The sequence below is a fragment of the Streptomyces bungoensis genome (assembly GCF_001514215.1).
Taxonomy (GTDB): Bacteria; Actinomycetota; Actinomycetes; order Streptomycetales; family Streptomycetaceae; genus Streptomyces; species Streptomyces bungoensis.
The window spans coordinates 84953-100527 of record NZ_KQ948857.1; the positions used below are offsets into that span (position 1 = coordinate 84953).

Genomic DNA, 15575 nt, shown 5'->3' on the forward strand with positions numbered 1-15575 from the left:
GGGACTCGCCAGGCGGGCCGTCCAGTGGCGGGAGCGGGACGCCACCGCGAGGAGCAGGGTCACCGCTGCCAGCTTGGCCAGCAGGAGGCGGCCGTACGTCGTGCCGGTGAGCGCCTGCCAGGAGCCGAGGCCCCGCCAGGACTGGTAGACGCCGGTCACCACCAGGACCGTCACCGAGGCGAAGGCCAGGCGGGAGAAGCGGGTCACCGTGCCGGCCAGGCCCTCCGGCGCGTGGCGCAGGGTCGTCAGCAGGGCGGCGAGGCCGCCGAGCCAGGCGGACATCGCCAGCAGGTGGAGGACGGTCGAGGCGATCGCCAGGGGGACCTGGAGGCCCGCCGAGGCGTGTTCCGAGGCCGCCCAGGTGAGCGCCAGCGCCGTGGCGAGGGCCGCGGCGGCGGTGCGGACGGCACCGCGGGGGACGCGCCGGTGCCATCGGCGCAGCACCGGTGCGCAGACCACCGGCAGGACCAGCAGCGCCAGGCGGGCGAGGAGGAGTGCGCCGGGGCGGGTCGTCGCCGTGCGGCCGAGGACGGAGAGCCCGAGGCCCTGCGCGGGCGACGTGCCCTCCTCGTACGGGGCGCGCAGAAGGAAGAGGACGACCGTCGAGGCGAGCAGGGCCCACCAGGCGGCCAGAGCCGGCCGGCGCAGGTGGGCGCGGGTGGGCGGGCGGCAGTACGCCACGAACACGGCCGTGCCGAGGAGGAGGGCGGCGGCCAGGTAGGCGAGGTAGCGGGCGATGCCGTAGAGGCTCGTGGTGGCCGGGTTCTCCGTGCGGTCCGGGGTCGCGCCGACCGTCGTCGCCGAGCGCTCGCCCACCGAGAAGGTGATCGCTCCGGACACCGGGTGGCTGTCCGCCGAGACCACCCGCCAGGCCACGGTGTACGTGCCGGTGCCGAGCCGGTGCGGCAGCCGGACGCGGACGGTGTCGGACCGGCCCGGGGCGTGGCCGGCCCCGCCGGTGCGCAGGCGGCGGTTCCCGGGGTCGTACACGCGCAGCGAGTCGGTCAGCAGGCTGACCGGCTCCGTGAAGGTCAGGCTGATCTGGCGGGGGGCCGTCCGCAGGACGCTGCCGTCCGCCGGGTCCGTCCCGCGCAGGGCCGCGTGGGCCGAGGCGGGGACCGCCGTGCCGAGCAGGAGCAGGAGCAGGCCCGCGCACAGGACGGCCGTCCGCCGCAGCCACCTGGTGTCGTCGCGCACCTCACCCCTCCGTCCCTGCCGCACCGCTCCTCGTATACGTACGCGGGGATCGGCCGCGCCGCTCACTTCCGCGGGTGACCCGCGCCGCCCGCGGCCGCGCCCCGGCTGCGTCCGCCACCCGGTGGCGCGATCATGGCCGTATGGACGTCACCCTGCACCTCGCCCAGGACCCCGAGGCCGACGCGCTGCTCGGGCGCAGTCCGCTCGCCGCGCTGACCGGGATGCTGCTGGACCAGCAGATCCCGATGGAGTGGGCGTTCAAGGGGCCGGCGACCATCGCCCGGCGGATGGGCGCCGACGACCTGGACGCGGGGCAGATCGCGGCGATGGACCCGGAGGCGTTCGCCGCGCTGCTCTCCGAGAAGCCGGCCGTGCACCGCTACCCGGGCTCGATGGCCCGGCGGATCCAGCAGCTGTGCCAGTACCTGGCCGAGCACTACGACGGCGACGCCGAACGGGTCTGGAAGGACGCCGGCGACGGGCGGGAGCTGCTGAGGCGGCTGCAGGACCTGCCGGGGTTCGGCAAGCAGAAGGCGCAGATCTTCCTCGCGCTGCTCGGCAAGCAGCTCGGCGTGCGTCCCGAGGGGTGGCGGGAGGCCGCCGGGGCCTACGGCGAGGAGAAGTCGTTCCGTTCGGTCGCCGACATCACCGGACCCGAGTCGCTGGCCAGGGTGCGCGCGTACAAGCAGGAGGCGAAGGCGGCGGCGAAGGCGGCCAAGGGCGGGTGACGCGTACGCCGGGTGGCCCGCCCGGGTGGCGGGCGCCGCGCGTCCGTTCCCAGCATGGACCATGACCGAGGCACCCAGCGGCGGCCCCTCCTGGGGCCGCGAGTACGACGACCGGAGCGTCCACGCGGGCCACCCGGCCCAGGGACACCACGAGCCCGAACCGCCGTTCGAGGGTCCGCTGCACGCGCTGTCCCGGGCCGCCTGGCAGGCCGTCCTGTGCACCGGTCTCGCGTCCCTGGTCCTGGGCGTCCTGGTGCTGGTCTGGCCGGGCCCCTCCCTGCTCGTCGCCGGCGTCCTGTTCGGCGTCTATCTCGTCGTCAGCGGCGTCTTCCAGCTGGTCTCCGCCTTCGGCACGCACCGGGCGACCTCGCTGCGCGTGCTCGCGTTCGTCAGCGGCGCCCTGTCGATCCTGCTGGGCCTGTTCTGCTTCCGCGGGCCCTTGCAGTCGATCCTGCTGCTGGCCCTGTGGATCGGCATCGGCTGGCTGATCCGCGGCATCACCCAGACCCTGGCCGCCGTGCACGACGCCCGGATGCCCGCGCGGGGCTGGCAGATCTTCCTCGGGATCGTCACGTTAGTCGCCGGGATCGTGCTGATCGACGCGCCGTTCACGTCGATCGGCGTGCTGACGCTGGTCGGCGGCTGGTGGCTGGTGGTGGTCGGCGTCGTCGAGATCGTCACGGCGTTCGGCATCCGGGGCCGTGCCCGGCAGGTCCCGCACACGGTGTGACCGGCGTCCACTCCCCGCCCCCGCGGTACGCCGAGCGGGCGGTTTCGCCGGGCGGCACGGTGCGTACGGCGCCCGGTGCGGGGAGGGGACCGGCGTGAGCACCGCACCGCGCCGCCCGCCGCGCCACCGCGCCTGGCCCCGGCTGCTCGTGCTGCTGCTCGCCCTGCTGGTGCCCGGGGCCCACGTGCAGGCCCAGGCGGCGCCCGTGCCGGCCTTCGCCGCCGGGGCGGCCGAGCACGAGCACGAGGTTCCCGGTGCGGTCGCCTGGCCGGCCGTGCACGCCGCCCCCCGCGGGGACCCACCCCGGCGCCCCGCGCCCCTGCCCGGCCCGGCGCCCGGGCGTCCGGCCGGGCGCCCGTGTCCCGCTCCGCCGCGGCCGCCGCATGCCGTGCCGCTGCTGCGCACGGTGGTCCTGCGCTGCTGACAGCGGCCCGCTTCCGTACGGCCCAGTCGGTACCCGAGCGCAAGGAACACACAGCCATGCCCTCAGACCCGTACGCCGTCCTGCGCGCCCTGCTGCGCGCGGAGGCCCGGCGCGGCGCGACGCAGGAACCCGAGAACCGGAAACCGGAGCAGCAGCGGCCCGAGCAGGAGCGGGACCGCTGACCGGGGCCCGGCGGGGGCGGCTACCGCCTCCGCCGGGCCGTGCCGAACAGGGAGCGGGTGATCTCGCGGCCGAGCTGGGTGCCGACCGAGCGGGCCAGCGACTTGAACACCCCGCTGCCGACGACCTGTTCGACCAGGGAGGGCTCCTCCTCCGGCCGGCCGCCCGCGCCGGCCGCTCGCGGGGCCTCCTCGTGCGACTGCCGCGGGGCGGCGCTCAGCTTCTCGTACGCCGACTCGCGGTCCACAGCCTGTGCATAACGCCCGAAGAGCGCCGAGCCGCGCACGGCCTGCTCCAGCCCGTCCGCGTCCACCGGGCCCATCAGCGACCCGGGCGCCCGCAGCCGGGTCGCGGCGACCGGGGTCGGGGCGCCCTCCTCGCCGAGCACGGTCACCACGGCCTCCCCGGTGCCCAGGCGGGTGAGCAGTTCCTCGAGGTCGTAGGCGGAGTCCGGGAAGGTCTTCACCGTGGCCTTCAGGGCCTTGTGGTCGTCCGGGGTGAAGGCCCGCAGGGCGTGCTGCACGCGGTTGCCGAGCTGGCCGAGCACGTCGGACGGTACGTCCTTCGGGCTCTGCGTCACGAAGAAGACCCCGACTCCTTTCGAGCGAATGAGCCGCACGGTCTGCGTGACGGCCTCCAGGAAGGCCTTGGATGCGTCGTCGAACAGCAGGTGCGCCTCGTCGAAGAAGAACACCAGGCGGGGCTTGTCGACGTCGCCGATCTCGGGCAGGTCGTGGAAGAGGTCGGCCAGCAGCCACATCAGGAAGGTCGAGAACAGCCGCGGTCTGTCCTGGACGGCGGGGAGTTCGAGCACCGAGACGACGCCGCGCCCGTCGGTCGCCGTGCGCAGCAGGTCGGCCGTGTCGAACTCCGGCTCGCCGAAGAAGTCCGCCATGCCCTGGGCCTCGAACGCGGTCAGGGACCGCAGGATCACCCCGGCCGTGGCGGCGGACAGCCCCCCGATGCCGCGCAGCTCCTCCTTTCCCTCGTCGGAGGTGAGGAAGGCGACGACGGCCCGGAGGTCCTTGAGGTCGACCAGCTCCAGGCCCTTGGTGTCGGCGTAGTGGAACACCAGGCCGAGGGACTGCTCCTGGGTGCGGTTCAGCTCGAGCACCTTGGCCAGCAGCACCGGGCCGAAGCTGGTGACGGTGGCCCGGACCGGGATGCCGTGGCCGAGGCCGCCGAGGGCCAGGAACTCGGCCGGGAAGCCGACCGGCGCCCACCGCTGCCCCACCTCGCCGGCGCGCCGCCGGACCCGGTCGCCCGGCTGCCCGGGCCGCGCGACGCCGGACAGGTCGCCCTTGACGTCCGCGAGGAACACCGGCACGCCCTGCGCGGAGAGCTGCTCGGCGATCAGCTGCAGGGTCTTGGTCTTGCCGGTACCGGTGGCGCCCGCGACCAGGCCGTGCCGGTTGAGCACGGACAGCGGGATGCGGACCGGGGCGTCCGCGTGGCACTCGCCGTCCCAGAGCAGGGCGCCGAGCTCGAGGGCGGGGCCGGTGAAGGCGTACCCGGCGGCGATGTCCCGGGCCCCGGCGGGGAGCGTCTCGCTGTCACTCATCTTCGGTCCCTGCCCCTGCTTGATCCGGGTATCCACCCATTCGCCACGGCTTTTCCAGCGTCGCACTACGGCGCCATGGCTGCGCCCGGAACGTCTCGACCGGTAGGCTTTCCGTGTGATCTTCAAGCGCATCGGAAACGGCCGGCCGTACCCCGACCACGGCCGGGAGAGCACCCGGCAGTGGGCGGACGTCGCACCGCGCCCGGTCCGCCTCGATCAGCTCGTGACCACCAAGCAGCAGCTCGACCTGGAGACCCTGCTGGCCGAGGACTCGACGTTCTACGGCGACCTCTTCGCGCACGTCGTGAAGTGGCAGGGCGACCTGTACCTGGAGGACGGCCTCCACCGTGCGGTCCGCGCCGCCCTCCAGCAGCGCCAGGTGCTGCACGCGCGCGTGCTCGAGCTCGACTGACCCGGCACGCCAGGGCCGTTTGCCCCTTTCGGACCCCCCTGAGGGGCATCAACTGATCATCCGATAGGCATCGCCGCCCCGGCGCATTACGCTGCGCACATGAGCATGCTGACTCCCCCGGGCATGGGCGGCAAGTACCGGATCACGGGGGACAAATACCCCCGGATGCGCCCGCCCCGGCGGCGCGGCAGGCTCGCCGTCGCCGCGGTGGCCTCCGTCGCCGCGCTCGGCCTGATCGGCTGGGGCACGCTGCAGCTCGTCGACGTCTTCACCGGCGGCGGCGGGAAGACCTCGGCGGCCGGGTCCAAGAAGGACTGCCGGACGAAGGAGAGCACCGCCGTACGGCACGAGGCCCTGCCCAAGCCGGGCCTGATCACCGTGAACGTCTACAACGCCACCACGCGCGGCGGGCTCGCCAAGAGCACCGCGGACGCGCTGAAGAAGCGCGGCTTCAAGATCGGCAGCGTGGGCAACGCGTCCAAGCAGTACGACAAGAAGGTGAAGGGCACCGGGCTGCTCCTCGGCCCCGCCGCCGCGCTGAACACCTCGCTGCCGGTGCTCGCCACCCAGCTGGACGGCGCCGAGCGGCGCACCGACGGCCGCAAGGGCGGCGACCTCGACCTGATCCTGGGCGACGGCTTCAAGAACCTGGCGCAGCAGGCGGCCGCCGACCGGGCGCTGGCGAAACTCACCGCGCCGCAGCCGACGGCCGCCACGACGAAGAAGGACTGCTGAGCGCCGGAGGCGTTACTCCGCCGCGCCGTACAGCCGGTCCCCCGCGTCCCCGAGGCCGGGGACGATGTAGCCGTTCTCGTTGAGGCGGTCGTCGACCGCCGCCGTCACCACCGTCACCGGCGTGCCGGCCAGCTCGCGCTCCATGACCTCGACGCCCTCCGGGGCGGCGAGCAGCACCACGGCGGTCACGTCGTCGGCACCGCGCTTGATCAGCTCCTGGATGGCCGCGACCAGCGTGCCGCCCGTGGCCAGCATCGGGTCCAGCACGTAGACCTGACGGCCCGAGAGGTCCTCCGGCATGCGCGAGGCGTACGTGGAGGCCTGCAGCGTCTCCTCGTTGCGGACCATGCCCAGGAAGCCCACCTCGGCGGTCGGCAGCAGCCGGACCATGCCGTCCAGCATGCCGAGACCGGCCCGCAGGATCGGCACGACCAGCGGGCGGGGGCGGGCCAGCTTGACGCCGGTGGTCCGCGCGACCGGCGTCCGGATGTCGACGGCCTCGGTGCGCACGTCGCGCGTGGCCTCGTAGGCGAGCAGGGTGACCAGCTCGTCGGCCAGCCGGCGGAAGGTCGCGGAGTCGGTGCGCTGGTCGCGCAGCGTGGTGAGCTTGTGGGCGACCAGGGGGTGGTCGACGACGTGGAGACGCATGTCCTCAACAGTAACCGCGTCCGCGCACGGCTCACCCCCGCGTCAAACCGCCCGTACGGGGAAGGCGGGAGGACGACGAACCCGGGGCGGTGTGACCTGGTGGTGTGACCTGTGCCTGACCTGCCTGACCATGACGGCGGGGCCGCGACGCCGAAGCGGCCCGAGCAGCCGGAGACGGAAGCCGAGCGGCGGCGCCGCCGCGCCCGGTTCCTGCGTGAACTCGCCGAGGCACGGGCGCTGCGCGAGCGCGTCCAGCCCCGGCGCGCCAAGGCGGCCCGGCTGCGCCACGCCATGCGGATGCGAACCTTCCGCTGGTAGCGCGCGGACCGGCCCGCCGACGCGGCCGGCGGGACCGGGCGGCCCCCGCCCCGCGCCGAGGGGGTGGGGCATGCGTGAGCGCGGGGAAAACCCGCGTACGATCCGCAGGTGGCGGCAACGAGCGCGCTGGTGGCTCGGTCATGGACGAACGATCGAAAAGGCCGGACACAGGGAGCCGAAGACGTCCCCTGAACGCCTTGTTTCTGCCACGATTCCGAGTGGGTGGGGCTCGGAGCCCTCAGCCGACTCCACCCGAGAACCTCCGCCGGGGGAACCCCCAACCGGCACGCCTCAGACCAGTGGGAGAGTCACGGTGTACTTCGCCGCACTGCTCGCGCGCACCGAAGACGGGTGGGAAGCGAGCGACACGGAGCTGGACGATGTGGAGACCCTGTCGGATCTGGCCGACCTGGCCCGGGAAGCCTCTCCCGACGAGGACACGGTGCTCGTCCTGATCGAGCAGGAGGACGCCTGGTTCGGCGTCGTCCGCGTGGACGGCGAGGACGACCCTCGCATCTACGTCTCGGACGCGGCCGCCGCCGCCCGCAGCGCGTACGGCGAGCTGCTGCTCACCGACGAGCTGCTGGGCCGGGAGCCCGGCGCCGACGACGGCCCGGACCTGGACGCCCTCGACCTCGACGGCACCGAGGACGGGGAGTCCGAGGACGACGACGAGGACGAGGACGGCTCCGCCGCCGACGCGGTGCCGCACAGCCCGGTCGGCGACAGCGAGATCCTCGACGACCTGGGCATCGGCGAGAAGGAGCTGCGCTCCCTGGACGCCGACGACGCCCTCAGCGCGATCGCCGAGGCCCTGGGCGCCTCGGAGGTGCTGGAGACCGTCCGCTGACCGCGCCGCAGAGGACGCAGGGGCCACCGGATCCGGTCCGCGAGCGCTGGCGGCCCGCGATGCGTCTCGCCCTGGACGAGGCCGCACTGGCCCTCCGGGGCGGCGACGTGCCCGTCGGCGCCGTCGTGCTGGCGCCGGACGGTACGACGCTGCTCGCGGCCGGGCACAACGAGCGCGAGGCCACCGGCGACCCCACGGCCCACGCCGAGGTGCTGGCGATCCGGCGGGCCGCGGCCCGGCTCGGCCGGTGGCGGCTGACCGGCTGCACGCTGGTGGTCACCCTGGAGCCCTGCACGATGTGCGCGGGCGCGCTCGTGCAGTCCCGGGTGGACCGGGTGGTCTACGGCGCCCGGGACGACAAGGCGGGCGCGGCCGGCTCCCTGTGGGACGTCGTGCGGGACCGGCGGCTCAACCACCGGCCGGAGGTCGTCGGGGACGTCCTCGCCGAGGACTGCGCCCGGCTGCTCACGGACTTTTTCCGGGACCGCTGAATACCGATTTCTGAGCATGCCCCGCCGTGCTGTAAGGTCTCCCTCGGTAGCGTGTCCGAGCGGCCGAAGGAGCTCGCCTCGAAAGCGAGTGTGGCGCAAGTCACCGAGGGTTCAAATCCCTCCGCTACCGCTGAAGAAGGGCCCCGTCACGCGACGGGGCCCTTCTGGCGTTCAGGGGAAGGGTCCGGAGCCGGCCGGCGGTCGCACAAGAAGACGAAACGGCTACACTCGCGCCGGCAGCAGGGGCCCCAGGGGGCACAGGGACAGGGGAGGCCGCGGTGGCGGTGAACGCCAAGAAGATCGCCGTGTACGCGCTCGTGGTCTTCGCGCTGTACGTGATCATCACGGACCCGGCCAAAGCGGCCGACTACGTGCAGATAGGCTTCGAGGGCATATCGGACGCGGCCAAGGCGATCGGCGACTTCATGACCTGGATCGTCGACGGCGCGAAGAACTGACCGCGCGAAGAGCTGAGGGAACGCCCATGATCCGCCACCTGGTCCTGTTCCGCCTCGACGAGGGGGTCGAGCGCGACGATCCGCGGGTCGTCGCGGGCGCCGAGGCCTTCCGGGCGCTCGGCGGCCAGATCGAGGAGCTGCGCTTCTGGGAGTGCGGCTGGAACGTCAGCGACCGGCCCATCGCCTACGACTTCGCCATCAACTCGGCGGTCGAGGACGAGGACGCCCTGAAGCGCTACCTCGAGCATCCGGCCCATCAGGCCGGTGTCGCGATGTGGCGGGAGTTCGCCACGTGGGTGATCGCCGACTACCCGTTCTGATTCTCTTTCCGCGCCACTCGCCCCGGGAGCCCTCCGCCGAAACGGCGGGGGGCTTTCCTGCGTCTCAGACCTCAACTTGTCGCTGTTTTACGACAACACGGGGTTATGCGGTGCTTGCACACAGTGCACATGTCTTGTGATGCTATGACCGCTTTTGACGGATGATTGATCGATGAAGAGGTGGCGTTGACCGTGTCGGCCAGTACTGCGCCGCCCCAGGAGGAGGCACCCGCTCCCGAGAAGCGACGCGGTGCCGACACCCGCGCCCTGACCCAGGTGCTCTTCGCCCAGCTGAAGGAACTCACCCCCGGCACCCCGGAGCACCACCGGGTGCGCGGGGCCCTGATCGAGGCCAATCTCCCCCTCGTGCGCTACGCGGCCGCCCGGTTCCGCTCCCGCAACGAGCCGATGGAGGACGTGGTCCAGGTCGGCACCATCGGTCTGATCAACGCCATCGACCGCTTCGACCCCGACCGGGGCGTGCAGTTCCCGACCTTCGCGATGCCGACCGTCGTCGGCGAGATCAAGCGCTACTTCCGGGACAACGTCCGCACGGTCCACGTGCCGCGCCGGCTGCACGAGCTGTGGGTGCAGGTCAACAGCGCGACCGAGGACCTCACCACGGCCTTCGGGCGCTCCCCCTCGACCGCGGAGATCGCCGAGCGGCTCCGGATCAGCGAGGAGGAGGTCCTGTCCTGCATCGAGGCGGGCCGGTCGTACCACGCCACCTCCCTGGAGGCCGCGCAGGAGGGCGACGGGCTGCCGGGCCTGCTGGACCGGATCGGCTACGAGGATCCGGCCCTGGACGGGGTGGAACACCGCGACCTGGTCCGCCATCTCCTCGTCCAGCTCCCCGAACGCGAACAGAGAATCCTTCTGCTGCGCTACTACAGCAATCTCACCCAGTCCCAGATCAGCGCGGAACTCGGTGTGTCCCAGATGCACGTCTCCCGGCTGCTCGCGCGCAGCTTCCAGCGACTGCGTTCCGCGAATCGGATCGAGGCATGACCGGCGCACGGGAGCACGTTCCCGAACACAGCAGATCACAGCCGTTCGCATACACGATCGAGCCATAACCGTCGCGAGCGAATCGCGCACCTGCGCTCTTACCGACAGTTGTGCCCCGAAATACCGTCAGACCCCTTCTTTCCAGGGCCGATTCGCGTCTCACGTGTCGACATGTCACTACAGCGTGTTGCCGACATGTGACATTCTGCGGGAAGAGCGTTTGCCGGGCCTCCGGCACCGGTATTCAGGTGGAGGCTGCGTTGCTCGAAAGGCAGCGTCGCCGTACCGTCCCGCGACCCAAAGGGGGTGGCATGTCCGCAGACCAGGGCAGCTCGAAGGTGCTCACGCCCACGAGCGAGGCAGCGCCCAGGGAGCTCGACGCTCTCGACGTCCTCGACGGCATCGAGGGCGTCACGGCCCTCGACGCCGTGCCGTCCCCGGCCGACCCGGCCGCCGCTGCTGCCCCGGCCCTGCCGGCCGCGGCGGACATCGACACCCGCACCCTGTCCCGCTCCCTGTTCCTGCGGCTGGCCGCACTCGGCGAGGACAGCCCCGAGCGTGCCTACGTACGGGACACCCTGATCGAGCTGAACCTCCCGCTCGTGCGGTACGCGGCGGCGCGCTTCCGCTCCCGCAACGAGCCGATGGAGGACATCGTCCAGGTCGGCACCATCGGCCTGATCAAGGCGATCGACCGCTTCGACTGCGAACGGGGCGTGGAGTTCCCGACGTTCGCGATGCCGACGGTCGTGGGCGAGATCAAGCGGTTCTTCCGCGACACCTCGTGGTCGGTGCGCGTCCCGCGACGGCTGCAGGAGCTGCGCCTGGCCCTCACCAAGGCCAGCGACGAGCTGTCCCAGAAGCTGGACCGCTCCCCGACGGTGACGGAGCTGGCCGCGGTCCTCGGCGTCTCCGAGGAGGACGTGGTCGACGGCCTCGCGGTCGGCAACGCCTACACCGCCTCCTCGCTCGACTCCCCGGCCCCCGAGGACGACGGCGGCGAGGGCTCCCTGGCCGACCGCCTCGGCTACGAGGACACCGCGCTGGAGGGCGTGGAGTACCGCGAGTCCCTGAAGCCGCTGCTGGCCAAACTCCCGCCCCGGGAGCGCCGGATCATCATGCTGCGCTTCTTCGCCAACATGACCCAGTCGCAGATCGGCGAGGAGGTCGGCATCTCCCAGATGCACGTCTCCCGTCTGCTGACCCGGACCCTGGCCCAGCTGCGCGAGGGGCTCATCTCGGACTGACGGTACGGTCCCGCCCGTTCTCTCCTGACGGAGCGACAGCCGCACTCGCCCGATGTTGCGGGCGACAGGGGCGGCGAGGGCGAGCGGAACCGCACAAGGGAACACCGACGACAGGTCCGGTCCGGACCCGTGGCCGCCGGGGCGCCGTCGAGGCAGCTTCGGCGGCCGTCGTCCGCCTGGACGGGGTGACGGCCGCGTGCGCGGGCAGCGGTTACGTGGCGGTCGGACCGGCGGCACCGGTGACGCCGGTACCGCTCGACGGGGCGCGGGGTGACGGCCCGAGCGCGCTCACGGGACGCGGCGGTACGGCCCGGTGCGGCGGTTCCTCACCGGGCAGGGCGGCGACCCGTCGGCGAGCGGCGCCGGTCCGGCCCGCGGCGACGGCTCGGAGGAGACAGCGGCGGGCGAGTCCCCCACTCCTGAAGGATGCGGTCGGGGACGATCAGCCCGGCGGGCGGTGGCTCCGGGAAGCCGGCGTTCGCACCGGCCCCTCCCGGACCATGCCCCCCGCACCCGCCGCGCCTATCTGCGGCACCCCCGCCGGCGAGCCCGCGGACCGGCGCTGGTGCGAGCCGGTGCCCGTCGGCTTCCACGACTCCGGCGGTACGGCGGCGTGTTCGGGCACGCTGGCCTTCGGGACGTACGCCTTCGGCGCGCTCGGCGTCGACCGGGAGACGGCCGAGCCGGCCGTGGACCTGCCGGCGCCGATCCCGCCGGGCGCGCGTGAGCAGCCCGCCTGGACGGTCCGCGTGGACGAACGGCGGGTGGGAGCAGTCGCCTGCCGGGCGCCTACTTGAGCGCCAGCCAGGCCACCGCCGCGACGACCGCCACGGCCACGACGATGCCGACGATCAGGCCGATGCGGGGCCCGGAGGAGGCCGCTGCCTGCTGCTGCCGCCCCTGGGGCGTCTCCTCGACGAACGCGCGGAACATCTGGGTGCTGCCTGCGGGGTCGTAATTGCCCTGGGGGCCCTGGGTGTTAGCCATGGCCCGAGACCCTAGCGAATCCAGGGGTGGGACCCAAGTGGGGGTCCACCGGGGCAGACGGGGTGCGGACGGCCACTACGACCAGCGTGTTTACGGTCGCAATACTTGCCTTTGCCAACTTTTTGCGCCACCCACCCCCGATTTGTTTGCCTGCAGCAACCAACCGCACTTATGGTTGCCCCAAGCAACTGATACGGGAGGTGTGATGGCCGAGCAGGCGCAATACGAGGAGCTGGCACGCCAGCTCAGCGCCGTCGGGGCCGTGAAACGGGACATGGGGCGGATCCTGCCGCCCGACTGCCCGGCCGGCTCGGCCGCCGTGCTGACCCTGCTCGGCCGCCACGGCGACATGCGCATGAGCAAGCTCGCCGAGCTGCTCTCCGTGGACATGTCCGTCACCAGCCGCCATGTCGCCCACGTCGCCGCGCGCGGCTGGATCGAGCGGCACCCGGACCCCGCGGACAAGCGCTCGCGCATCCTGCGCCTGACGCCCGCGGGCCTGACGGAGCTCGAGGAGCTGTCCCTGCGGACGAGCCGCCTGCTCGCCGAGCGGCTGAGCGACTGGACCGACGACGAGGTCGGCCAGCTCATCCGGCTGATGACACGCCTGCGCGCCAGCTTCGGCGACTGCCGGTCCGTACCGGCCCGGCACGCCGCCGCGGCCGCCCCCGTATTCGAAGAGACCACCCGTACACCCGCAAGCACGTAAGAAAAGGAAGCCACACCCATGGCAACGACCACACCAGCCGGTGTGCGGGCTCACGCCAAGCACGGGGGAGGCCAAGGTCAGGCCCCGATGACGCACCGGCAGATCATGGAGGCCCTGTCCGGGCTCCTGCTCGGCATGTTCGTGGCGATCCTGTCGTCCACGATCGTCTCCAACGCCCTGCCGCACATCATCAGCGACCTCGGCGGCGGTCAGTCCGCCTACACCTGGGTGGTCACCGCCGCCCTGCTGTCGATGACCGCGGCCACTCCCCTGTGGGGCAAGCTCGCCGACCTGTACAGCAAGAAGGCGCTCGTCCAGGTAGCGCTGATCATCTACGTCGTCGCGTCGATGGCGGCCGGCCTGTCGCAGAACCCCGGCATGCTCATCACCTTCCGGGTGTTCCAGGGCATAGGCGTCGGCGGTCTGTCGGCCCTGGCCCAGATCGTCATGGCGGCGATGATCTCCCCGCGTGAGCGCGGCCGTTACTCCGGCTACCTGGGTGCGACCTTCGCCGTCGCCACCGTCGGCGGCCCGCTGCTCGGCGGTGTCATCACCGACACCTCCTGGCTGGGCTGGCGCTGGTGCTTCTACGTCGGTGTCCCGTTCGCCGTCATCGCGCTGATCGTGCTGCAGAAGACCCTGCACCTGCCCGTGGTCAAGCGGGAGGTCAAGGTCGACTGGGGCGGCGCGACCCTCATCTCCGCCGCCGTCTCCCTGCTGCTGATCTGGGTCACCTTCGCCGGTGACAAGTACGACTGGGTGTCCTGGCAGACGTACGCGATGGTGGGCGGCTCGGTCGTCCTCGGCGCGCTGTTCGTCCTGGTCGAGGCCAAGGCCACCGAGCCGATCATCCCGCTGCGCCTGTTCCGCAACCGCACCATCACGCTGGCCTCGCTCGCCTCGCTGTTCGTCGGTGTCGCGATGTTCGCCGGCACCGTGTTCTTCAGCCAGTACTTCCAGCTGGCCCGCGACAAGTCCCCGACGATGTCGGGCGTCATGACCATCCCGATGATCGGCGGCCTGTTCGTCTCCTCCACCGTCTCGGGGCAGTTCATCACCCGCACCGGCCGCTGGAAGGCCTGGCTGGTCAGCGGTGGTGTGCTCGTGACGGCCGGCCTGGTGCTGCTCGGCGGCATCCGGTACGACACCGCGTACTGGAAGATGGCCGTCTTCATGGGCCTGCTGGGTCTCGGCATCGGCATGATGATGCAGAACCTGGTCCTCGCCACGCAGAACCAGGTGGCCCCCTCCGACCTCGGCTCGGCCAGCTCCACGGTCACCTTCTTCCGCTCCCTCGGCGGTGCGGTCGGCGTCTCGGCCCTCGGCGCGGTGATGGCCCGCCGGATCACCCACTACGTCACCGACGGCATCTCCACCCTGAGCCCGAAGTACCAGAAGGCCCTGGCCGGCGGTTCCGGCTCCACCGACAGCATCCCGGACATGAACGCGCTGCCGAAGCCGATCCGGACGCTGCTGGAGAGCGCCTACGGCCACGGCATCGCCGACGTCTTCCTCATCGCCGGCGGCCTCGCCGCCATCGCCTTCCTGATCACGCTGTTCATCAAGGAGGTCCCCCTGAAGACCAAGGGCGCGCTCGCCCAGGCCGCCGACGGCGAGGCCCCGGTCGTCGACCCGGCCGCCGCCCCCGCCGTCGCCGAGGCGCAGGCCCCGGCCGCCGAGGCCCAGGTCCCGGCCGCCGCCACCACCGCCACCGCTCCCGCGGAGCACACCGGCACGGCCACGGCCACCGCCACCCGGCAGCTGACCGCCCTCGCCTCGGCCGCCGAGCCCGGCGCCGCCGGCGGCACCCCGGTGCACGGCTTCGTCCGCGGCGCCGAGGGCGTCCCGGTCCCGCGGGCCGCGGTCACCCTGATCTCGCTCTCCGGCCGCCAGCTGGGCCGCTCGGTCGCCCAGGCCGACGGCTCCTACGGCCTCAGCGCCCCGGGCACGGGCTCCTACGTGCTGATCGCCTCCGCCGACGGCTACCAGCCGCAGGCCTCCACCGTCGTGGTCGGCGAGGAACCGCTGGCGTACGACATCCTGCTCAGCGGCACCAGCGGGCTCACCGGCGTCGTCCGGGCGACCGGGGGCGCGCTGCCGGTCAAGGACGCCATGGTGATCGTCACCGACGTGCGCGGGGACCTGCTGGCCACCGCGTCCACCGGCGAGCAGGGCGAGTTCTCCTTCACCGACCTGGTGCCGGGCGCCGTGACCGTCGCGGTCAACGCGAGCGGGTTCCGGCCGCGCGCACTGCCGGTCGAGGTGGCCACCACCGGCATCACCCGGATCGAGGTCGACCTGGACGCCGGCGCCCGGCTGCAGGGTGTCGTCCGGGCACCGCACGGGCCGCTGGCCGACGCCCGGGTCACGCTGGTCGACCAGGCGGGCAACGTGGTCGGCACCGCCACCACCGGGTCGGACGGGGCGTACGCCTTCACCGACCTGGACAGCGGCGAGTACACCGTCATCGCGACGGGCTACCCGCCGGCCGCCACCGCGCTGACCGTCTCCGGCACCGGCGTGGACGGCCACGACATCGAGCTCGCCCACCCCGGCGAGTAGCAGGGCCCCG

Annotated in this window: 20 protein-coding genes and 1 tRNA gene; 17 read left to right on the forward strand and 4 right to left on the reverse strand. The window is 72.7% G+C overall.

Translation table 11 applies throughout. The features are described from left to right. A partial coding sequence (locus AQJ66_RS16520) for a copper resistance CopC/CopD family protein (RefSeq protein WP_244162841.1) occupies positions 1-1197 on the reverse strand: 1197 nt, incomplete at its 3' end. Between the two features lie 140 nt (positions 1198-1337). On the opposite strand from AQJ66_RS16520, the gene AQJ66_RS16525 reads away from it, so the two are divergent. The 4 genes from AQJ66_RS16525 (at position 1338) to AQJ66_RS40635 (ending at position 3261) form a co-directional block, all read left to right on the forward strand. Further along, a complete protein-coding gene (locus AQJ66_RS16525; protein WP_061921923.1) occupies positions 1338-1925 on the forward strand; it encodes an HhH-GPD-type base excision DNA repair protein in 588 nt (195 codons plus the stop codon). A 61-nt stretch (positions 1926-1986) separates the two neighbouring features. Beyond that, positions 1987-2655, forward strand: a complete 669-nt coding sequence (locus AQJ66_RS16530; protein WP_061921926.1) for an HdeD family acid-resistance protein — start codon at positions 1987-1989, stop codon at positions 2653-2655. A 94-nt stretch (positions 2656-2749) separates the two neighbouring features. Then, complete coding sequence (locus AQJ66_RS39710) at positions 2750-3079, forward strand: hypothetical protein (protein WP_063804048.1); 330 nt, start codon at positions 2750-2752, stop codon at positions 3077-3079. Between the two features lie 56 nt (positions 3080-3135). Continuing rightward, positions 3136-3261 (forward strand): hypothetical protein, encoded by a 126-nt coding sequence (locus tag AQJ66_RS40635; protein ID WP_279617325.1) that lies wholly within the window; start codon positions 3136-3138, stop codon positions 3259-3261. A gap of 20 nt (positions 3262-3281) precedes the next feature. On the opposite strand, the gene AQJ66_RS16540 is transcribed toward AQJ66_RS40635, so the two are convergent. Continuing rightward, the gene (locus AQJ66_RS16540) at positions 3282-4820 is read right to left on the reverse strand and encodes a helicase HerA-like domain-containing protein (RefSeq protein WP_061921929.1); all 1539 of its coding nucleotides are present in this window, start codon (positions 4818-4820) and stop codon (positions 3282-3284) included. A gap of 115 nt (positions 4821-4935) precedes the next feature. Here AQJ66_RS16540 and AQJ66_RS16545 point away from each other — a divergent pair, with 115 nt between their 5' ends. Both AQJ66_RS16545 and AQJ66_RS16550 read left to right on the forward strand, forming a co-directional pair. Next, entirely contained in the window at positions 4936-5232 is a 297-nt protein-coding gene (locus AQJ66_RS16545) for a type II toxin-antitoxin system VapB family antitoxin (protein ID WP_004943146.1), read from the forward strand. Positions 5233-5331: 99 nt separating this feature from the next. Then, entirely contained in the window at positions 5332-5967 is a 636-nt protein-coding gene (locus AQJ66_RS16550) for a LytR C-terminal domain-containing protein (RefSeq protein ID WP_244162842.1), read from the forward strand. A gap of 12 nt (positions 5968-5979) precedes the next feature. Here the strand turns inward: AQJ66_RS16550 and upp are convergent, their stop codons facing one another. Then, positions 5980-6615 (reverse strand): uracil phosphoribosyltransferase, encoded by a 636-nt coding sequence (upp, locus tag AQJ66_RS16555; protein ID WP_061921934.1) that lies wholly within the window; start codon positions 6613-6615, stop codon positions 5980-5982. Positions 6616-6726: 111 nt separating this feature from the next. On the opposite strand from upp, the gene AQJ66_RS16560 reads away from it, so the two are divergent. From AQJ66_RS16560 to AQJ66_RS16600, 9 genes are all read left to right on the forward strand, one after another. Then, positions 6727-6933 carry a hypothetical protein gene (locus tag AQJ66_RS16560; RefSeq protein ID WP_061921937.1) on the forward strand — a complete coding sequence of 69 codons (207 nt, stop codon included), beginning with the start codon at positions 6727-6729 and terminating at the stop codon, positions 6931-6933. 313 nt (positions 6934-7246) lie between these two features. Next, positions 7247-7783 carry a tRNA adenosine deaminase-associated protein gene (locus AQJ66_RS16565; RefSeq protein ID WP_061921940.1) on the forward strand — a complete coding sequence of 179 codons (537 nt, stop codon included), beginning with the start codon at positions 7247-7249 and terminating at the stop codon, positions 7781-7783. A gap of 59 nt (positions 7784-7842) precedes the next feature. Continuing rightward, a complete protein-coding gene (gene tadA / locus AQJ66_RS16570) occupies positions 7843-8274 on the forward strand; it encodes a tRNA adenosine(34) deaminase TadA (RefSeq protein WP_061921943.1) in 432 nt (143 codons plus the stop codon). 45 nt (positions 8275-8319) lie between these two features. Beyond that, positions 8320-8404: transfer RNA gene (locus tag AQJ66_RS16575), tRNA-Ser, on the forward strand. Between the two features lie 148 nt (positions 8405-8552). After that, positions 8553-8732 carry a hypothetical protein gene (locus AQJ66_RS16580; protein WP_061921946.1) on the forward strand — a complete coding sequence of 60 codons (180 nt, stop codon included), beginning with the start codon at positions 8553-8555 and terminating at the stop codon, positions 8730-8732. Positions 8733-8758: 26 nt separating this feature from the next. After that, positions 8759-9052 carry a Dabb family protein gene (locus tag AQJ66_RS16585; protein WP_061921949.1) on the forward strand — a complete coding sequence of 98 codons (294 nt, stop codon included), beginning with the start codon at positions 8759-8761 and terminating at the stop codon, positions 9050-9052. A 168-nt stretch (positions 9053-9220) separates the two neighbouring features. Further along, positions 9221-10060, forward strand: a complete 840-nt coding sequence (locus AQJ66_RS16590; RefSeq protein ID WP_079060264.1) for an RNA polymerase sigma factor SigF — start codon at positions 9221-9223, stop codon at positions 10058-10060. Between the two features lie 311 nt (positions 10061-10371). Continuing rightward, positions 10372-11307: an RNA polymerase sigma factor SigF gene (locus tag AQJ66_RS16595; RefSeq protein WP_061921955.1), complete on the forward strand. Its 936-nt coding sequence runs from the start codon at positions 10372-10374 to the stop codon at positions 11305-11307. A 500-nt stretch (positions 11308-11807) separates the two neighbouring features. Then, entirely contained in the window at positions 11808-12104 is a 297-nt protein-coding gene (locus tag AQJ66_RS16600) for a hypothetical protein (RefSeq protein WP_061921958.1), read from the forward strand. Here AQJ66_RS16600 and AQJ66_RS16605 read toward each other — a convergent pair. Continuing rightward, complete coding sequence (locus tag AQJ66_RS16605; protein ID WP_061921964.1) at positions 12097-12294, reverse strand: hypothetical protein; 198 nt, start codon at positions 12292-12294, stop codon at positions 12097-12099. The genes AQJ66_RS16600 and AQJ66_RS16605 overlap by 8 nt on opposite strands. A gap of 205 nt (positions 12295-12499) precedes the next feature. Here AQJ66_RS16605 and AQJ66_RS16610 point away from each other — a divergent pair, with 205 nt between their 5' ends. After that, positions 12500-13003 carry a MarR family winged helix-turn-helix transcriptional regulator gene (locus AQJ66_RS16610; protein WP_061921967.1) on the forward strand — a complete coding sequence of 168 codons (504 nt, stop codon included), beginning with the start codon at positions 12500-12502 and terminating at the stop codon, positions 13001-13003. Positions 13004-13090: 87 nt separating this feature from the next. Beyond that, positions 13091-15565: an MFS transporter gene (locus AQJ66_RS16615; RefSeq protein WP_061921970.1), complete on the forward strand. Its 2475-nt coding sequence runs from the start codon at positions 13091-13093 to the stop codon at positions 15563-15565. Positions 15566-15575 lie beyond the last annotated feature (10 nt).